Raw genomic sequence first — 17,864 nt, forward strand, 5'->3', positions numbered from 1 at the left:
CGCTGGCCTTTTTCGACTCGGGAAACCGCGTTGACGGAACAACGCATCCCGGCTACCTGGAAAACGTGGAGAACAACATGAGTGCGAACGCGGAAGCGCAAAGCCCGCAACAGCCGGCAAATAAAAAGAATAAGCGCAAAAGTGCGCTCATCCTGCTGGCTATCGTGTTTATCGTGATCGGTGTGGGTTATCTGGCTTACTGGTATCTGGTGCTGCGCCATTTCCAGGAGACCGATGACGCTTATGTAGCAGGCAACCAGGTGCAGGTGATGGCCCAGGTTTCCGGCAGCGTCAATAAAGTGTGGTTTGACGATACCGACTTCGTGAAAAAAGGCGATGTGCTGGTCTCACTGGATAAAACCGACGCGCAGCAGGCGTTTGAAAAAGCGCAGACAGCCCTTGCCACCAGCGTGCGGCAGACGCATCAGTTAATGATTAACAGCAAACAGTATCAGGCCAGCATCAAGCTGCAGCAGACGGCGCTGGAGCAGGCGGAAGCGGATCTGAAACGCCGTGAACCGCTGGGCGCTTCTAATTTGATTGGCCGCGAAGAGCTGCAGCACGCCCGCGATGCAGTGGCCACTGCCAAAGCGCAGCTGGACGTAGCCGTGCAGCAGTACAACGCGAATCAGGCGATGATTCTGAATACCGATCTGGAAAACCAGCCGGCAGTCAAACAGAGCGCCGCGGAACTGCGTGATGCCTGGCTGGCTCTGCAGCGCACCGATATCCGCAGCCCGATGGATGGTTATGTGTCACGCCGCAGTGTGCAGGTGGGCTCACAAATCTCCACCAGCACGCCGCTGCTGGCGGTGGTACCGGCCACCAACCTGTGGGTAGACGCCAACTTTAAAGAGACGCAGCTGGCAGGCGTGCGCATTGGTCAGCCGGCCACGGTGATCAGCGACATTTACGGTGATGACATTGAGTATCACGGTAAAGTGGTCGGTCTGGATATGGGCACCGGCAGTGCGTTCTCGCTGCTGCCGGCGCAAAACGCCACCGGCAACTGGATCAAAGTCGTGCAGCGTCTGCCGGTGCGTATTGAACTGGACCCGCAGGAAGTGGCACAGCATCCGCTGCGCATTGGCCTGTCGACGCTGGTGAAAGTGGACACCCAGAATAAAGAGGGTGCGGTGCTGGCCAGCAGCGTGCGCGATCGGGCGGCTTATGAAAGTAATGCGCTGGCGATTGACCTTGCGCCGGTGAATCAGATGATCGCTGACATCGTCCGTGCTAACGCTGGCTAACTTCGCCGGAGGCTGTTATGGCACAAAAACCGCTTGAAGGTGCGCCGTTAGTCCTGATGACCATCGCCCTGTCGCTGGCGACGTTCATGCAGGTGCTGGACTCCACCATCGCCAACGTGGCGATTCCCACCATCGCCGGTAACCTCGGGGCGTCGAACTCGCAGGGTACCTGGGTGATCACCTCTTTCGGGGTGGCGAACGCCATCTCGATTCCGATCACCGGCTGGCTGGCGAAGCGCGTTGGCGAAGTGAAACTGTTCACCTGGGCAACGGTCCTGTTCGCCCTCGCCTCCTGGGCGTGCGGCATGTCCGAAAGCCTGGAGATGCTGATCTTCTTCCGTATCCTGCAGGGCGTGGTAGCGGGCCCGCTGATTCCTCTTTCACAGAGCCTGCTACTGAGCAATTATCCGCCGGCAAAGCGCAGCATTGCGCTGTCGCTGTGGGCCATGACGGTGATTGTCGCGCCGATTTGCGGCCCGATCCTGGGCGGCTGGATCAGCGATAACTATCACTGGGGCTGGATCTTCTTTATCAACGTGCCAATTGGCGTGGTGGTGGTGATGCTGACGCTGCAAACGCTGCGCGGCCGTGAAACCAAAACGGAAATCCGCCCGATTGATATTGTTGGCCTGGTGCTGCTGGTGGTGGGTATTGGTGCGCTGCAGGTGATGCTGGACCGCGGTAAAGAGCTGGACTGGTTCAGCTCAACCGAGATCGTGGTGCTGACGGTGGTCGCGGTAGTGGCGCTCTCGGTGCTGCTGGTGTGGGAGCTGACTGATAAACACCCGATTGTGGATTTGTCGCTGTTTAAGATGCGCAATTTTACCATTGGCTGTTTGTCGATTAGCCTGGCGTACATGCTCTACTTCGGCTCAATTGTCCTGCTGCCACAGCTGCTGCAGGAGGTGTACGGCTATACCGCCACCTGGGCCGGCCTGGCCTCTGCGCCGGTCGGGATTATTCCAGTGATCCTGTCGCCGATTATCGGGCGTTTTGCGCATAAGCTGGATATGCGCCGGCTGGTGACCTTCAGCTTTATCATGTATGCGGTGTGCTTCTACTGGCGTGCGTATACGTTTGAGCCGGGGATGGATTTTGGCGCCTCAGCCTGGCCGCAGTTTATCCAGGGCTTCGCAGTGGCGTGCTTCTTCATGCCGCTGACCACCATTACGCTTTCCGGTTTACCGCCGGAGCGTCTGGCGGCGGCCTCCAGCCTCTCAAACTTTGTGCGTACGCTGGCCGGCTCGATCGGCACTTCCATCACCACCACCATGTGGACCGATCGCGAATCAATGCATCACAGCTATCTCAGCGAATCCGTTACGCCATACAACGTGAATTCGCAGCAGATGTACGATCAGCTGCAAGGTATGGGCATGACGCATCAGCAGGCTTCGGCGTGGATTGCGCAGCAGATCACCAATCAGGGCCTGATTATCTCCGCTAATGAGATTTTCTGGGCTTCGGCGGGAGTGTTCCTGATTCTGCTGGTGCTGGTGTGGTTTGCGCGTCCGCCGTTTGGTGCTGGCGGCGGTGGCGGTGGCGCTCACTGATCGGCAGACACAAAAACGGGCCTGAGCGGCCCGTTTTTTTTATGCGTTCTGACGCCACCATTCGGCAAGCAGAACCCCGGTGGCGACGGAGACATTGAGGCTTTCAACGTTGCCGGTTCCGCCAATCGACAGGCTGATATCACCCTGCTGGAAAGCGCTGTCGGACAGACCTTCACGCTCCTGGCCCAGCACCAGCACCATTCTGGCGGGCAGCTCAGCTTTTGCCAGCGGTGTGCCCGTATGGCTGGAGGTAGTCACGATGGTATAACCGGCTTTACGGAACGCAGCCAGGCTGGCCGCGAAATCCTCGCCGCTGATTGCCTGAACATGCTCTGCACCGCCTTCTGCGGTACGCACTGCGGCACCGGATTCCAGCTGCGCGGCGTCATTCACTAGCAGACCTTTCACGCCAAAGTGGGCGCAGCTGCGCATAATGGCACCCAGGTTGTGTGGGTTGCTGACATCTTCCAGCGCCAGCACACAATCTTTGCTGCCTGCCTGCTTCAGCCACTCCGATACCGCCATGCCAACACGCTTTTTAATAATAAAGCACACGCCGCCGTGGTGTTCTGTCCCGGAAGCTTTAGCCAGCTCGGCATCCTCCACCACGTGATAGGCTTTGCGGTTCGCCGCCAGCCAGCGCAGGGTTTCGCGGAAGCGCGGCGTCACGCTCTGTACAAACCAGGCGCGAACAATACTTTCCGGGCGGCTCTGGAACAGCGCCTGACAGGCGTTTTCACCGTACACGCGCGTCTCTTCCTGACGCTGACGGCGGATCTGCTCCGGATCGATTACCGGCTTGCTGCTGTTTTCATCGTCGCGCGGCGTTTCTCCTGCCGTTACCGGCGGGCGTGACACGGTGCGCCACGGTGAATCACTGAAACCGCGATCGTCACGATCGTTACGGCGGCTGCGATCGTCGCTGCTGCGTGCGGTACGCGCGCGGCCGCTCTCTTCGCTACGCGGTGCGCGACCCCGGCTGGTTTCTTCATTATTACGTGCACTGCGAGGACCCGAACGACGACTCTCTTCCTGGCGCGGAGCGGAACGGCCGCCTCTGCCGGTACGGGGATTGGGCTTTTGACCGCTCTCCTCATCACGTACATACATCACTTTTACCTTGCCGCTTTTGCCTTTAAATTCGTCGTTCATCTGTTCCTCCAGCATTGAGAGCGCGAAGATTACCTGATGTATCGGCGCTTAGCTATCAACTATTGAACCTATCGGGTAATCCAGATTGAGCATAGCATCCAACCTTTTCATAATGTCCGGCAATGATGAGATTTACCGGTCCGGTCTGAGGTGACGATGAATACTGTATGTGCCTCCTGTCAGGCAACTAACCGCGTTCCTGAGACGCGTATCGCTGATGGCGCCAAATGTGGCCGCTGCGGCGATGAACTGTTTACGGGCGATGTGGCCAACGCCACGGCTGCCACGCTGGATAAGTTTTTACAGGACGATCTGCCGGTAGTGGTGGATTTCTGGGCGCCCTGGTGCGGCCCGTGTGTTAACTTCGCGCCGGTGTTTAAAGAAGTTGCCGACGAGCGTCGTGGCAAAGTACGTTTTGTAAAGGTTAACACCGAAGCGGAACCCGCCCTGAGCTCACGCTTTCGCATCCGCAGCATCCCTACCATCATGCTGTTTAAGAACGGGGAGATGGTCGACATCCTGAATGGCGCGATGCCAAAAGCGCCGTTCAACGAGTGGCTGGACGAGTCACTCTGACCTTCAGGCCAGCCGCGTGCTGGCCTTGTTTTTTCTCTTCTATTACACTGGCGTTTTTTCCTGCCTGCTTATTTATGTCTGAAAATGCCGTCCTGCGCTTACGTGCGCAACGTTTAGCCCGTGCCACGCGTCCGTTTCTGGCGCGCGGCAACCGCGTGCTGCGCTGTCAGCGCTGCCTGCTGCCGCAGAAAAATTGCCTGTGTGCCACGCTGCAGCCGCAGCAGGCGCGCAGCCGGTTTTGCCTGGTGATGTTTGATTCCGAGCCGATGAAACCCAGTAACACCGGGCGCCTGATCGCCGATATCCTGCCGGATACGCTGGCGTTTGGCTGGTCACGTACGGAACCGGACGCGGCGATGCTTGCCGCCGTTAACACCGGTGATTATCAGCCGGTCGTGGTGTTTCCTGCCGCCTATGCGGATGCCGATCGCACGGTACTGACCCATCCGCCCATCGACGGCAAACCGCCGCTGTTTATTATGCTGGATGGCACCTGGAGTGAAGCGCGCAAGATGTTTCGCAAAAGCCCGTGGCTGGATCGCTTTCCGGTGATGTCTCTGAATGTCAGCACCCCTTCACGCTATACCCTGCGCGAAGCACATGGTGTTGGCCAGCACTGCACCGCCGAAGTGGCCGCTGCGCTGCTGGCACAGGCGGGTGACGCCACGGCGGCGGCGGCGCTGCAGCAGCATTTTGAACATTTTCGTCATGCGTATCTGGCAGGTAAACCGCACCACCCTGTTCACGCACAGCAGACAGATTTCTGAAGCTGGCTCGCAGCCTGACGTCACCGAATCGGCAAGGCAGGCAAAAGCGTTTACAATCATGCCAATCCCGATAGCAGGAGCGGATGATGAGCCAACGTGGACTGGAAGCGCTGTTACGACCTAAATCAATCGCAGTAATTGGCGCCTCGGCAAAGCCGGGCCGCGCCGGTTATTTTATGATGCGTAACCTGCTGGCGGGCGGGTTTAACGGCCCGGTGCTGCCGGTGACGCCCGCCTATAAAGCGGTAAGCGGCGTGCTGGCCTGGCCGGATATCGCCAGCCTGCCCTTCGCCCCCGATCTCGCCGTCATCTGCACGCATGCAAAGCGTAACCTTGAACTGCTGCAGCAGCTGGGAGAGAAAGGCTGCAAAGCCTGCATTATCCTTTCGGCACCGGCCAGCCAGCATGAGGCGCTGAAAGCCTGCGCCAGCCAGTGGCAGATCCGCCTGCTGGGACCAAACAGTCTCGGGCTGCTCGCCCCGTGGCAGGAGCTGAATGCCAGCTTTTCGCCCGTCCCGATTGCCCGGGGACGCATTGCGTTTATTTCCCAGTCGGCCGCGGTCTCCAATACCATTCTTGACTGGGCGCAGCAGCGCAATCTCGGGTTTTCGTGGTTTATCGCGCTGGGCGACAGCCTGGATATTGATGTCGATGATCTGCTGGACTTCCTTGCCCGTGACGGCAAAACCAGCGCAATCCTGCTTTATCTTGAACATCTCAGTGACGCACGGCGCTTTGTGTCGGCCTCGCGCAGCGCGTCACGCAATAAACCGATTCTGGTGATCAAAAGCGGGCGCAGCCATCAGGCACAGGCCATGATGGGCACGGAAAGCGGCCTGGATGCCGCCTGGGATGCAGCCATACAGCGTGCCGGTTTGCTGCGCGTACAGGACACACATGAGCTGTTTTCCGCCGTTGAATCCCTCAGCCATATGCGCCCGCTGCGCGGCGATCGGTTAATGATTATCAGCAACGGGGCGGCACCGGCCGCGATGGCGCTGGATGAACTCTATGCGCGTAACGGCAAGCTGGCCACACCGGGAGACGAGACGCTGCAGGCGTTAGCGGCGCTGTTGCCGGAAGGCGTCGGGCGCGGTACCCCCCTCGATTTAAAGGATGGCGCGACGCCTGCACTCTATGTTGCCTGTATCGAATGCCTGCTTCACAGTCACGATCTTGATGCACTGATGATTATCCACTCTCCCAGCGCTGTGGCGCCGGCAAGTGATACTGCGGAGCAGATTATCGCCGCCATCGCCCGCCACCCGCGCGGCAGGCAGGTGACCATTCTGACCAACTGGTGCGGAGAGTACTCCTCACAGGCCGCGCGCCGTGCCTTTACCCAGGCGGGCATCCCGACCTGGCGGACGCCGGAAGGCACGGTGACGGCCTTTATGCACCAGGTGGAGTACCGCCGCAATCAGAAACAGCTCAGGGAAACGCCGGCGCTGCCGCCGGGACTGACGCAAAACAGCACCGAGGCGCACCAGCTGATTCAGCAGGCGCTGGATAATGGCGTTACCACCCTGGATACGCATGAGGTGCAGCCGGTACTGCAGGCTTACGGTCTCGCCACCCTGCCCACCTGGATCGCCAGCGACAGCCGTGAGGCGGCCACTATTGCCGATCAAATCGGTTATCCGGTGGCGCTGAAATTGCGTTCACCGGATATTGCCCATAAATCTGAGGTGCAGGGCGTGATGCTCTATCTGCGCAGCGCCGCTGAGGTGGAACAGGCTGCCGGCGCAATGATCGATCGCGTACGGAATACCCATCCGCAGGCCCGCATTGATGGCCTGCTGGTGCAAAGCATGGCAAATCGCGCGGGTGCGCAGGAACTGCGGGTGGTGGTGGAACAGGACCCGCTGTTTGGCCCGATTATTCTGCTGGGTGAAGGTGGCGTTGAGTGGCAGCCGGAAAAACAGGCAGCGGTGGCCCTGCCTCCGCTCAACATGACGCTGGCGCGCTATCTGGTCATTCAGGCAATGAAAAGTGGCAAAGTACGCAGCCGTAGCGCGCTGCGCCCTCTGGATATTGCCGGTCTCAGCCAGCTGCTGGTACAGGTGTCCAATCTGGTGGTGGATTGCCCGGAGATCCGGCGTCTGGATATTCATCCGCTGCTGGCCACCGCTGATGAGTTTACGCTGCTTGACGTCACGCTTCAGCTTGCCCCCTTCAGGGGTGATAACGAGGCGCGGCTGGCAATCCGCCCTTACCCGCATCATCTGGAAGAGCAGGTGCAGCTGAAAGATGGCCAGATTTGCCTGTTTCGGCCGATTCTGCCGGAAGATGAGCCCCGGCTGCGCGCCTTTATTGCGCAGGTGACGAAAGAGGATTTGTACTACCGCTATTTCAGTGAAATTAACGAATTCACGCATGAAGATTTGGCCAATATGACGCAAATCGATTATGACCGGGAAATGGCGATAGTGGCGGTGCGTCAGACAGACGGAGGCGGGGAAATTATTGGCGTGACGCGAGCCATCTCCGATGCCGACAACATTGATGCCGAGTTCTCCGTGCTGGTGCGCTCTGATCTGAAAGGCCTGGGCATGGGCAGGCGCTTACTGGAAAAGATGATTCGCTACACCCGCGATCATGGCCTGCAACAATTGAACGGTATCACCATGCCACATAACACCGGCATGATTACCCTGGCGCGAAAACTCAATTTTCGCGTGGATATTCAGCTGGATGACGGCATTGTCAGCCTCAATTTACCTTTAGCTGACACCCGCGACTGCCCTGTAGAGAAAGGTAAAAAAACTCCTTAACAGGCTGGTTGATGTTATCCTTTATCGTTAGGACTATGATTTGATGGCAAAAGGCCATGCGATGAACAGAGAAGACGCGCACTGTGATGTTGTCTAAATTTAACCGTAATAAATACCAACAACACCTCGCACAGCTGCCTAAACTGTCACAATCCGTGTCGGATGTGACAACGCTTTACTCGCCTGCCGAGTTCCGCGAGACCCTGCTGAAGAAAATTGCAGCAGCGGAGAAACGCATCTGTATTGCCGCGCTGTATCTGGAAAATGATGACGGCGGACGTGCGGTAATGCAGGCGTTATATGCAGCACGCCAGGCGCGGCCGGAACTGGATATCAGCATTCTGGTAGACTGGCATCGGGCACAGCGTGGCCGTATTGGCGCTGCGCGCGGCGTGACCAATGCAGACTGGTATTGCGAGATGGCAGCGCAGCATCCGGAGATAGCGATTCCGGTCTACGGCATCCCGGTTAATACGCGGGAAGCGCTGGGTGTACTGCATCTGAAAGGCTTCATCATTGATGACACCCTGCTTTACAGCGGTGCCAGCCTGAATGATGTTTATCTGCATCAGCACGACCGGTATCGCTACGATCGCTACCAGCTTATTCGCAATCCGCAGCTGGCCGACACCATGTACGAGTGGATTGGCGAGAACCTGAAGCAGTCAGAAGCGGTTAACCGCCTCGATCAGGCCGAACGCCCCTCCAGCCCGGAAATCAAAAATGAAACACGTCAGTTCCGTCAGGAATTGCGCAGCTTCAACTATCAGTTCACCGGAAACGCCGGCAACGAATCCCTGACGGTAACGCCACTGGTCGGCTTAGGCAAACGCAGCCTGCTGAACAAAACCATCTTCCATTTGATGCCGTGTGCAGAACGCAAGCTGACCTTGTGTACGCCCTATTTCAATCTGCCTGCCATTCTGGTACGCAATCTGATCCAGCTGCTGCGTCAGGGCCGGGAAGTGGAAATTATCGTCGGAGATAAAACCGCGAACGATTTTTATATCCCGCCGGGCGAGCCGTTCAAAATTATTGGTGCGCTACCGTATCTGTATGAAATCAATCTGCGTCGCTTCCTGAGCCGCTTGCAGTATTACGTCAACAACGGTCAGCTAACCGTGCGCTTGTGGAAAGATGGTGAAAATAGCTATCACCTGAAAGGCATCTGGGTTGATGACGAGTGGATGATGATCACCGGTAATAACCTGAATCCGCGCGCCTGGCGGCTGGATCTGGAGAATGCCGTTTTGATCCACGATCCGCTTAACGAACTGGCGGAACAGCGGGAAAAAGAGCTGACGTTAATCCGCCAGCACACCACGGTAGTGAAACATTTCCACGAGCTGGAGAGCATTTCTGATTATCCGGCCAAAGTGCGGAAACTGATTCGTCGTCTGCGAAGAATCCGTATCGATCGACTGATTAGCCGGCTGTTGTAAACCATGCGGGCGCTTATCCTCTGTGCGGTTTTATTGTGTAGCGGATGTGCGCACATGGCGCAGGACAGCTGGACCGGCAAGGATAAAGCGGAGCACTTTTTCTCCTCTGCCGCGCTGGCCGCTGCCGGCAGCGAACTCTCGCAGCATCAGCATCAGGGGCGCGGACAAAATCTGCGCTTCGGCTTTATGTTCTCGCTCGGCTTCGGAGCCGGTAAAGAGTTTTATGACAGCCGCCCGGCAGGGAGCGGCTGGAGCTGGAAGGATTTCAGCTGGGACGTTGCCGGTGCGGCCAGCGGTGTCGCATTATGGAATCTCAGCCAGTAGTCACAGTGCAATACCTTTGCCCTTGCGGTGCAGCATCAGCGAGATCAGAAAAGCCAGTCCGCCCATCGCCGAGACGTACCAGAAGAAGCTGGTCTCCATTCCCTCTTTTTTCAGCAGCAACGCAACATACTCTGCCGAGCCGCCAAAGATGGCATTTGCCACCGCATAAGACAAGCCAACCCCGAGCGCACGCACTTCAGGCGGAAACATTTCGGCCTTGAGGATTCCGCTGATCGCGGTATAGAAGCTGGTGATAATCAGCGACAGCATAACCAGCGCAAAAGCCAGCCAGCTGCTCTGAACATTTTGCAGTATCATCAGAACCGGGACCGTGCAGATTGCCGCGCCGGCGCCAAAGATCATCATGGAAGAACGCCGGCCAATTTTATCCGACAGTGCGCCAATAATCGGCTGAATCAGCATAAAGACCAGCAAAGCACCCGTCATCAGCGTGCTGGCGCTGCGCGCGTCCATGCCGGCGGTGTTGACCAGGTATTTCTGCATGTAGGTAGTAAAAGTATAGAAACTCAGCGATCCGCCGGCGGTGAACCCCAGCACCATCAGAAACGCTTTTGCGTGATTACGCAGCAGGCCAAAAATACTGCCGGCATCGCGATGCTGCCGATGCTTTTTATCCGACGTTTCATTCAGCGAACGACGCAGCCACAGCGCGACGACAGCCAGCAGCGCCCCCGCGAAAAAGGGAATGCGCCAGCCCCAGCTGCGCAACGCTTCATCACTGAGAAGATGCTGCAGCACGACAACGGTCAGCACAGCCAGCAGCTGACCGCCGATCAGCGTGACATACTGAAAAGACGCATAAAACCCCTTACGCCCTTCAAGTGCCACTTCGCTCATATAGGTCGCGCTGGTACCGTATTCGCCTCCCACTGATAAACCCTGAAACATACGCGCCAGCAGCAGTACCACCGGAGCCGTAATGCCGATTTCGCTATATCCCGGTAAACAGGCAATGACCAGCGATCCGAAACACATCATGCAGACGGAGATCAGCATAGATGCTTTACGGCCGTGACGGTCGGCAATATAACCAAATAACCAGCCGCCAATCGGGCGCATCAGAAAGCCCGCCGCAAACACGCCTGCAGTCTGTAACAGCTGTGTTGTGGTATCACCCGCCGGGAAAAAGACATGGGCGAAATAGAGGGAGAAAAAAGAATAAACGTAGAAGTCGAACCATTCGACCAAGTTCCCGGAGGATGCGCCGACAATAGCCCAAATCCGCTGCCTGCTTGTCGCCGCCGGCACGTTTTGTTGTGGTGAATCAGTCATGTTTTACCTCATTTCCTTGTGAAGAACAGACGCTAAAGGATCAGTAAAGCATTTGCTGACGCGACGGGGGAATTGTCTCTGGGTGTGAAGAGCAAAATGTGACGAAGATGGAGGTTTCTGCTGAAACAGCGGAGGTGCAGCAGTTCGCTTTGCCTGTGGCATAACGTAAGCGCTGGTTTTCAGCCCCTTATGGACTGACTGGTTACTGAAGGAGACGGCCAATACGGACATCCGTCCGCTGCAGCGTTTTTCGTTGGTAAGGTTTCGTGGTGCGTCTGAAAAGCGGACATCTAGCTTATCCGGCGGTCAGGTAATGGCTGATGATAAATATCCCGTTGAAGAACAGCACTGGCGCGGGTAAAACCTGCCAGACTGAGCAGGTGATCATCGTTGCGAACCGGGCTATCTGCGCCGGTAGACACCTTTATCACGCGCGAGCGCGGCGCGCACCCGCTGAATGCTTTGAGTCAGTGAGCGGCGCTGGACGTTTTCCTGCTGGTACAGGTGGCAGGCTTTATCATGCGCTGGCGCACAACTTCTGAATGCTTTGGGAAAGTAAGGAGGCCGGACATTTCCCGGCCTGGTCAGACGACCGTCTTTACTGCGCAATGTCGTGGCGGTACCTGCTGCATGATTATAGTGTAGTCAGTGAGGGGGCGGGCATTTTCCGGCCGGCGCAGATGGCCGCCTTCATTACGCAGCTGGCATGGCCCTTCTGAATGTCCTGAGCAAATAAGGAGGCCGGATATTTCCCGGCCTGGTCAGACGGCCGGATTTATCGCGCTACCGGCGTGGCGGCACCTGCTGAATGCCCTGAATGAGTACGGAGGCCGGACACTTTCCGGCCGGGACGGGTGACAGTCCTGACAGGCTTTATCGCGCGCCGGCGCGGCGCACACCTTCTGAATGCCCTGAGCAAGTAAGGAGGCCGGACACTTTCCGGCCGATTACAGTATGAGTCAGTGAGGGGGCCGGGCATCTTCCGGCCGGCGCAGGTGACAGCCTTTATCGCCCGCCGGCTGCCTGCGTGCGGCGGGCGGGCCTCTGCCGGGTTAATCCGGCCACCGTTTACCCGATCGGGCCGCGCCGCGCGGGACTTTTCGCGCCCGCGGGGGCGCTTTTTCCCGGCGCGCGGACGTAAAAAAGCCCTGAACTCGCGTTCAGGGCTTCTTCACCTGTTGGATGCCTGGCAGTTCCCTACTCTCGCATGGGGAGACCCCACACTACCATCGGCGCTACGGCGTTTCACTTCTGAGTTCGGCATGGGGTCAGGTGGGACCACCGCGCTAGTGCCGCCAGGCAGATTCTGTTTCGTCCGCGCCGCCGAAGCCGCGCAGACCAGTCCGTGAACAAGGCTGAAAATTTTTCCGGGTACCGCAAAACGCCTCTGGCGTTGTAAGGTTAAGCCTCACGGGTCATTAGTACCGGTAAGCTCAACGCATCGCTGCGCTTACACATCCGGCCTATCAACGTCGTCGTCTTCAACGTCCCTTCAGGACCCTCGAGGGGTCAGGGAGAACTCATCTCGGGGCAAGTTTCGTGCTTAGATGCTTTCAGCACTTATCTCTTCCGCACTTAGCTACCGGGCAGTGCCATTGGCATGACAACCCGAACACCAGCGGTGCGTTCACTCCGGTCCTCTCGTACTAGGAGCAACCCCCCTCAATTCTCCAGCGCCCACGGCAGATAGGGACCGAACTGTCTCACGACGTTCTAAACCCAGCTCGCGTACCACTTTAAACGGCGAACAGCCGTACCCTTGGGACCTACTTCAGCCCCAGGATGTGATGAGCCGACATCGAGGTGCCAAACACCGCCGTCGATATGAACTCTTGGGCGGTATCAGCCTGTTATCCCCGGAGTACCTTTTATCCGTTGAGCGATGGCCCTTCCATTCAGAACCACCGGATCACTATGACCTGCTTTCGCACCTGCTCGAGCCGTCACTCTCGCAGTCAAGCTGGCTTATGCCATTGCACTAACCTCCTGATGTCCGACCAGGATTAGCCAACCTTCGTGCTCCTCCGTTACGCTTTGGGAGGAGACCGCCCCAGTCAAACTACCCACCAGACACTGTCCGCAGCCCGGATAACGGGCCTACGTTAGAACATCAAACATTAAAGGGTGGTATTTCAAGGATGGCTCCACGCGGACTGGCGTCCGCGCTTCAAAGCCTCCCACCTATCCTACACATCAAGGCTCAATGTTCAGTGTCAAGCTATAGTAAAGGTTCACGGGGTCTTTCCGTCTTGCCGCGGGTACACTGCATCTTCACAGCGATTTCAATTTCACTGAGTCTCGGGTGGAGACAGCCTGGCCATCATTACGCCATTCGTGCAGGTCGGAACTTACCCGACAAGGAATTTCGCTACCTTAGGACCGTTATAGTTACGGCCGCCGTTTACCGGGGCTTCGATCAAGAGCTTCTCCTTACGGATAACCCCATCAATTAACCTTCCGGCACCGGGCAGGCGTCACACCGTATACGTCCACTTTCGTGTTTGCACAGTGCTGTGTTTTTAATAAACAGTTGCAGCCAGCTGGTATCTTCGACTGGCCTCGGCTCCGGGAGCAAGTCCCCTCACCTACGCGCCAGCGTGCCTTCTCCCGAAGTTACGGCACCATTTTGCCTAGTTCCTTCACCCGAGTTCTCTCAAGCGCCTTGGTATTCTCTACCTGACCACCTGTGTCGGTTTGGGGTACGATTTCGTGTTACCTGGAGCTTAGAGGCTTTTCCTGGAAGCAGGGCATCAGTTACTTCAGCTCCGTAGAGCCTCGTCGTCACGCCTCAGTGTTAAAGAAGACCGGATTTGCCTGGTCTTCACACCTGCACGCTTAAACCGGGACAACCGTCGCCCGGATAACCTAGCCTTCTCCGTCCCCCCTTCGCAGTAACACCAAGTACAGGAATATTAACCTGTTTCCCATCGACTACGCCTTTCGGCCTCGCCTTAGGGGTCGACTCACCCTGCCCCGATTAACGTTGGACAGGAACCCTTGGTCTTCCGGCGAGCGGGCTTTTCACCCGCTTTATCGTTACTTATGTCAGCATTCGCACTTCTGATACCTCCAGCAGCCCTCACAGGCCACCTTCTGCGGCTTACAGAACGCTCCCCTACCCAACAACGCATTCGCGTCGCTGCCGCAGCTTCGGTGCATGGTTTAGCCCCGTTACATCTTCCGCGCAGGCCGACTCGACCAGTGAGCTATTACGCTTTCTTTAAATGATGGCTGCTTCTAAGCCAACATCCTGGCTGTCTGTGCCTTCCCACATCGTTTCCCACTTAACCATGACTTTGGGACCTTAGCTGGCGGTCTGGGTTGTTTCCCTCTTCACGACGGACGTTAGCACCCGCCGTGTGTCTCCCGTGATAACATTCTCCGGTATTCGCAGTTTGCATCGGGTTGGTAAGCCGGGATGGCCCCCTAGCCGAAACAGTGCTCTACCCCCGGAGATGAGTTCACGAGGCGCTACCTAAATAGCTTTCGGGGAGAACCAGCTATCTCCCGGTTTGATTGGCCTTTCACCCCCAGCCACAGGTCATCCGCTAATTTTTCAACATTAGTCGGTTCGGTCCTCCAGTTAGTGTTACCCAACCTTCAACCTGCCCATGGCTAGATCACCGGGTTTCGGGTCTATACCCTGCAACTTAGCGCCCGGTTAAGACTCGGTTTCCCTTCGGCTCCCCTATGCGGTTAACCTTGCTACAGAATATAAGTCGCTGACCCATTATACAAAAGGTACGCAGTCACCCCATAAAGAGGCTCCCACTGCTTGTACGTACACGGTTTCAGGTTCTGTTTCACTCCCCTCGCCGGGGTTCTTTTCGCCTTTCCCTCACGGTACTGGTTCACTATCGGTCAGTCAGGAGTATTTAGCCTTGGAGGATGGTCCCCCCATATTCAGACAGGATACCACGTGTCCCGCCCTACTCATCGAGCTCACAGCCTGTGCGTCTTCGTGTACGGGGCTGTCACCCGGTATCGCGCGCCTTTCCAGACGCTTCCACTGACGCACAAGCTGATTCAGGCTCTGGGCTCCTCCCCGTTCGCTCGCCGCTACTGGGGGAATCTCGGTTGATTTCTTTTCCTCGGGGTACTTAGATGTTTCAGTTCCCCCGGTTCGCCTCGTTAACCTATGTATTCAGTTAACGATAATGCATAAATGCATTGGGTTTCCCCATTCGGACATCGACGGCTGTAGCGGTTCATATCACCTTACCGTCGCTTTTCGCAGATTAGCACGTCCTTCATCGCCTCTGACTGCCAGGGCATCCACCGTGTACGCTTGGTCGCTTAACCTCACAACCCACAGGCGTTTTGCGCATGTGAATCGCGAAAATCTCGGACCCGGACGCTCCGCCTTATTTCCTGTTACGGGGAAATACGCGGCGCGTTCGTTTCAAATTTTCAGCTTGTTCCGGATTGTTAAAGAGCAAATACTTCGCAGTATGCTTATGCAGCACACTCTGAAGTGTTTTTCAGGACTGTATGGTGGAGCTAAGCGGGATCGAACCGCTGACCTCCTGCGTGCAAGGCAGGCGCTCTCCCAGCTGAGCTATAGCCCCATGCAGTCACTGCAGAAACCGTCTACTACCACTCAACCGAGTATATTCCCTGAGGAATATCATTCGTGCTCAGGCAGGGCATGTTTCCGCGAAGCATAGTGAACTATGCGAGCCGGAGACATAACGCAGCATGAGTGCGAATATGGTAGGCCTGAGTGGACTTGAACCACCGACCTCACCCTTATCAGGGGTGCGCTCTAACCACCTGAGCTACAAGCCTGTAGAGGTTTTTCTGCTCGTTACTTTTCTATCAGACAATCTGTGTGAGCACTGCGCGGGAAGGTATCTTCAGGTAAGGAGGTGATCCAACCGCAGGTTCCCCTACGGTTACCTTGTTACGACTTCACCCCAGTCATGAATCACAAAGTGGTAAGCGCCCTCCCGAAGGTTAAGCTACCTACTTCTTTTGCAACCCACTCCCATGGTGTGACGGGCGGTGTGTACAAGGCCCGGGAACGTATTCACCGTAGCATTCTGATCTACGATTACTAGCGATTCCGACTTCATGGAGTCGAGTTGCAGACTCCAATCCGGACTACGACGCACTTTATGAGGTCCGCTTGCTCTCGCGAGGTCGCTTCTCTTTGTATGCGCCATTGTAGCACGTGTGTAGCCCTGGCCGTAAGGGCCATGATGACTTGACGTCATCCCCACCTTCCTCCGGTTTATCACCGGCAGTCTCCTTTGAGTTCCCGGCCGAGCCGCTGGCAACAAAGGATAAGGGTTGCGCTCGTTGCGGGACTTAACCCAACATTTCACAACACGAGCTGACGACAGCCATGCAGCACCTGTCTCAGAGTTCCCGAAGGCACCAAAGCATCTCTGCTAAGTTCTCTGGATGTCAAGGCCAGGTAAGGTTCTTCGCGTTGCATCGAATTAAACCACATGCTCCACCGCTTGTGCGGGCCCCCGTCAATTCATTTGAGTTTTAACCTTGCGGCCGTACTCCCCAGGCGGTCGACTTAACGCGTTAGCTCCGGAAGCCACGCCTCAAGGGCACAACCTCCAAGTCGACATCGTTTACGGCGTGGACTACCAGGGTATCTAATCCTGTTTGCTCCCCACGCTTTCGCACCTGAGCGTCAGTCTTCGTCCAGGGGGCCGCCTTCGCCACCGGTATTCCTCCAGATCTCTACGCATTTCACCGCTACACCTGGAATTCTACCCCCCTCTACGAGACTCAAGCCTGCCAGTTTCAAATGCAGTTCCCAGGTTAAGCCCGGGGATTTCACATCTGACTTAACAGACCGCCTGCGTGCGCTTTACGCCCAGTAATTCCGATTAACGCTTGCACCCTCCGTATTACCGCGGCTGCTGGCACGGAGTTAGCCGGTGCTTCTTCTGCGGGTAACGTCAATCGGCAAGGTTATTAACCTTACCGCCTTCCTCCCCGCTGAAAGTACTTTACAACCCGAAGGCCTTCTTCATACACGCGGCATGGCTGCATCAGGCTTGCGCCCATTGTGCAATATTCCCCACTGCTGCCTCCCGTAGGAGTCTGGACCGTGTCTCAGTTCCAGTGTGGCTGGTCATCCTCTCAGACCAGCTAGGGATCGTCGCCTAGGTGAGCCGTTACCCCACCTACTAGCTAATCCCATCTGGGCACATCCGATGGTGTGAGGCCCGAAGGTCCCCCACTTTGGTCTTGCGACGTTATGCGGTATTAGCTACCGTTTCCAGTAGTTATCCCCCTCCATCGGGCAGTTTCCCAGACATTACTCACCCGTCCGCCACTCGTCACCCGAAGAGCAAGCTCCTCTGTGCTACCGTCCGACTTGCATGTGTTAGGCCTGCCGCCAGCGTTCAATCTGAGCCATGATCAAACTCTTCAATTTAAAGTTTGATTTGCTGCAACGAGTGCAGCGATGCTCTGTGAATTAAACTTCGTAATGAATTACGTGTTCACTCAGCAGAGTCTTGATATTTTTTCAAGCCCGGAGGCTTGTGATATCAATCCCGTGAGTGCCCACACAGATTGTCTGATAAATTGTTAAAGAGCGGTGCGACGCGGCGTACTGCCTGCTGTCGCGAGGTGGCGTATATTACGCTTTCCTCCTTCAGAGTCAACCTCTTTTTCAGAGGTTTTTCTCCGGCGGGGTGAATCGCTTCACGCCCTGCTGAGCCGCCTGCGTTGCCGCTTTGCCGTCTCAGTGGTGGCGCATTAT

General features: G+C 56.7%; 9 protein-coding genes, 2 tRNA genes and 3 rRNA genes. 7 read left to right on the plus strand and 7 right to left on the minus strand.

Features of this window, described 5'->3' with window-relative positions; genetic code table 11:
• Window positions 1-77 precede the first annotated feature (77 nt).
• Both emrA and emrB read left to right on the plus strand, forming a co-directional pair.
• Window positions 78-1,250 (plus strand): multidrug efflux MFS transporter periplasmic adaptor subunit EmrA, encoded by a 1,173-nt coding sequence (gene emrA / locus D8B20_RS13130; RefSeq protein WP_145889288.1) that lies wholly within the window; start codon window positions 78-80, stop codon window positions 1,248-1,250.
• Between the two features lie 17 nt (window positions 1,251-1,267).
• Window positions 1,268-2,803: a multidrug efflux MFS transporter permease subunit EmrB gene (gene emrB / locus D8B20_RS13135; RefSeq protein WP_145889289.1), complete on the plus strand. Its 1,536-nt coding sequence runs from the start codon at window positions 1,268-1,270 to the stop codon at window positions 2,801-2,803.
• A gap of 39 nt (window positions 2,804-2,842) precedes the next feature.
• On the opposite strand, the gene D8B20_RS13140 is transcribed toward emrB, so the two are convergent.
• A complete protein-coding gene (locus D8B20_RS13140; RefSeq protein WP_145889290.1) occupies window positions 2,843-3,955 on the minus strand; it encodes a tRNA/rRNA methyltransferase in 1,113 nt (370 codons plus the stop codon).
• A 156-nt stretch (window positions 3,956-4,111) separates the two neighbouring features.
• On the opposite strand from D8B20_RS13140, the gene trxC reads away from it, so the two are divergent.
• From trxC to D8B20_RS13165, 5 genes are all read left to right on the plus strand, one after another.
• Window positions 4,112-4,531 (plus strand): thioredoxin TrxC, encoded by a 420-nt coding sequence (gene trxC / locus D8B20_RS13145; RefSeq protein WP_145889291.1) that lies wholly within the window; start codon window positions 4,112-4,114, stop codon window positions 4,529-4,531.
• 74 nt (window positions 4,532-4,605) lie between these two features.
• Window positions 4,606-5,298, plus strand: a complete 693-nt coding sequence (locus D8B20_RS13150) for a tRNA-uridine aminocarboxypropyltransferase (RefSeq protein WP_145889292.1) — start codon at window positions 4,606-4,608, stop codon at window positions 5,296-5,298.
• A gap of 86 nt (window positions 5,299-5,384) precedes the next feature.
• The gene (locus tag D8B20_RS13155) at window positions 5,385-8,072 is read left to right on the plus strand and encodes a bifunctional acetate--CoA ligase family protein/GNAT family N-acetyltransferase (protein WP_145890573.1); all 2,688 of its coding nucleotides are present in this window, start codon (window positions 5,385-5,387) and stop codon (window positions 8,070-8,072) included.
• Between the two features lie 86 nt (window positions 8,073-8,158).
• Entirely contained in the window at window positions 8,159-9,514 is a 1,356-nt protein-coding gene (gene pssA / locus D8B20_RS13160) for a CDP-diacylglycerol--serine O-phosphatidyltransferase (RefSeq protein WP_145890575.1), read from the plus strand.
• Between the two features lie 3 nt (window positions 9,515-9,517).
• Complete coding sequence (locus tag D8B20_RS13165; RefSeq protein ID WP_145889293.1) at window positions 9,518-9,838, plus strand: YfiM family lipoprotein; 321 nt, start codon at window positions 9,518-9,520, stop codon at window positions 9,836-9,838.
• On the opposite strand, the gene D8B20_RS13170 is transcribed toward D8B20_RS13165, so the two are convergent.
• The 6 genes from D8B20_RS13170 to D8B20_RS13195 form a co-directional block, all read right to left on the minus strand.
• A complete protein-coding gene (locus tag D8B20_RS13170) occupies window positions 9,839-11,131 on the minus strand; it encodes an MFS family transporter (RefSeq protein ID WP_145889294.1) in 1,293 nt (430 codons plus the stop codon).
• Between the two features lie 1,184 nt (window positions 11,132-12,315).
• Window positions 12,316-12,431 (minus strand): 5S ribosomal RNA (gene rrf, locus D8B20_RS13175).
• Between the two features lie 97 nt (window positions 12,432-12,528).
• Window positions 12,529-15,433, minus strand: a 23S ribosomal RNA gene (locus D8B20_RS13180).
• Window positions 15,434-15,623: 190 nt separating this feature from the next.
• Window positions 15,624-15,699: transfer RNA gene (locus D8B20_RS13185), tRNA-Ala, on the minus strand.
• Between the two features lie 143 nt (window positions 15,700-15,842).
• A tRNA-Ile gene (locus D8B20_RS13190) sits at window positions 15,843-15,919 on the minus strand.
• 73 nt (window positions 15,920-15,992) lie between these two features.
• Window positions 15,993-17,534 (minus strand): 16S ribosomal RNA (locus tag D8B20_RS13195).
• Together the 16S, 23S and 5S rRNA genes with 2 tRNA genes alongside form the textbook arrangement of a ribosomal RNA operon.
• Window positions 17,535-17,864: the final 330 nt, after the last annotated feature.

Origin of the sequence: Candidatus Pantoea soli (assembly GCF_007833795.1) — a bacterium.
Taxonomy (GTDB): domain Bacteria; phylum Pseudomonadota; class Gammaproteobacteria; order Enterobacterales; family Enterobacteriaceae; genus Pantoea; species Pantoea soli.

Excerpts from the sequence above, each read along its gene's own strand:
- D8B20_RS13150 (WP_145889292.1), top strand. The coding sequence starts at position 4,606 with ATGTCTGAAAATGCCGTCCTGCGCTTACGTGCGCAACGTTTAGCCCGT.
- pssA (WP_145890575.1), top strand. The coding sequence starts at position 8,159 with ATGTTGTCTAAATTTAACCGTAATAAATACCAACAACACCTCGCACAG.
- D8B20_RS13140 (WP_145889290.1), bottom strand. The coding sequence starts at position 3,955 with ATGAACGACGAATTTAAAGGCAAAAGCGGCAAGGTAAAAGTGATGTAT.
- emrA (WP_145889288.1), top strand. The coding sequence starts at position 78 with ATGAGTGCGAACGCGGAAGCGCAAAGCCCGCAACAGCCGGCAAATAAA.
- emrB (WP_145889289.1), top strand. The coding sequence starts at position 1,268 with ATGGCACAAAAACCGCTTGAAGGTGCGCCGTTAGTCCTGATGACCATC.
- D8B20_RS13170 (WP_145889294.1), bottom strand. The coding sequence starts at position 11,131 with ATGACTGATTCACCACAACAAAACGTGCCGGCGGCGACAAGCAGGCAG.
- D8B20_RS13155 (WP_145890573.1), top strand. The coding sequence starts at position 5,385 with ATGAGCCAACGTGGACTGGAAGCGCTGTTACGACCTAAATCAATCGCA.
- D8B20_RS13165 (WP_145889293.1), top strand. The coding sequence starts at position 9,518 with ATGCGGGCGCTTATCCTCTGTGCGGTTTTATTGTGTAGCGGATGTGCG.
- trxC (WP_145889291.1), top strand. The coding sequence starts at position 4,112 with ATGAATACTGTATGTGCCTCCTGTCAGGCAACTAACCGCGTTCCTGAG.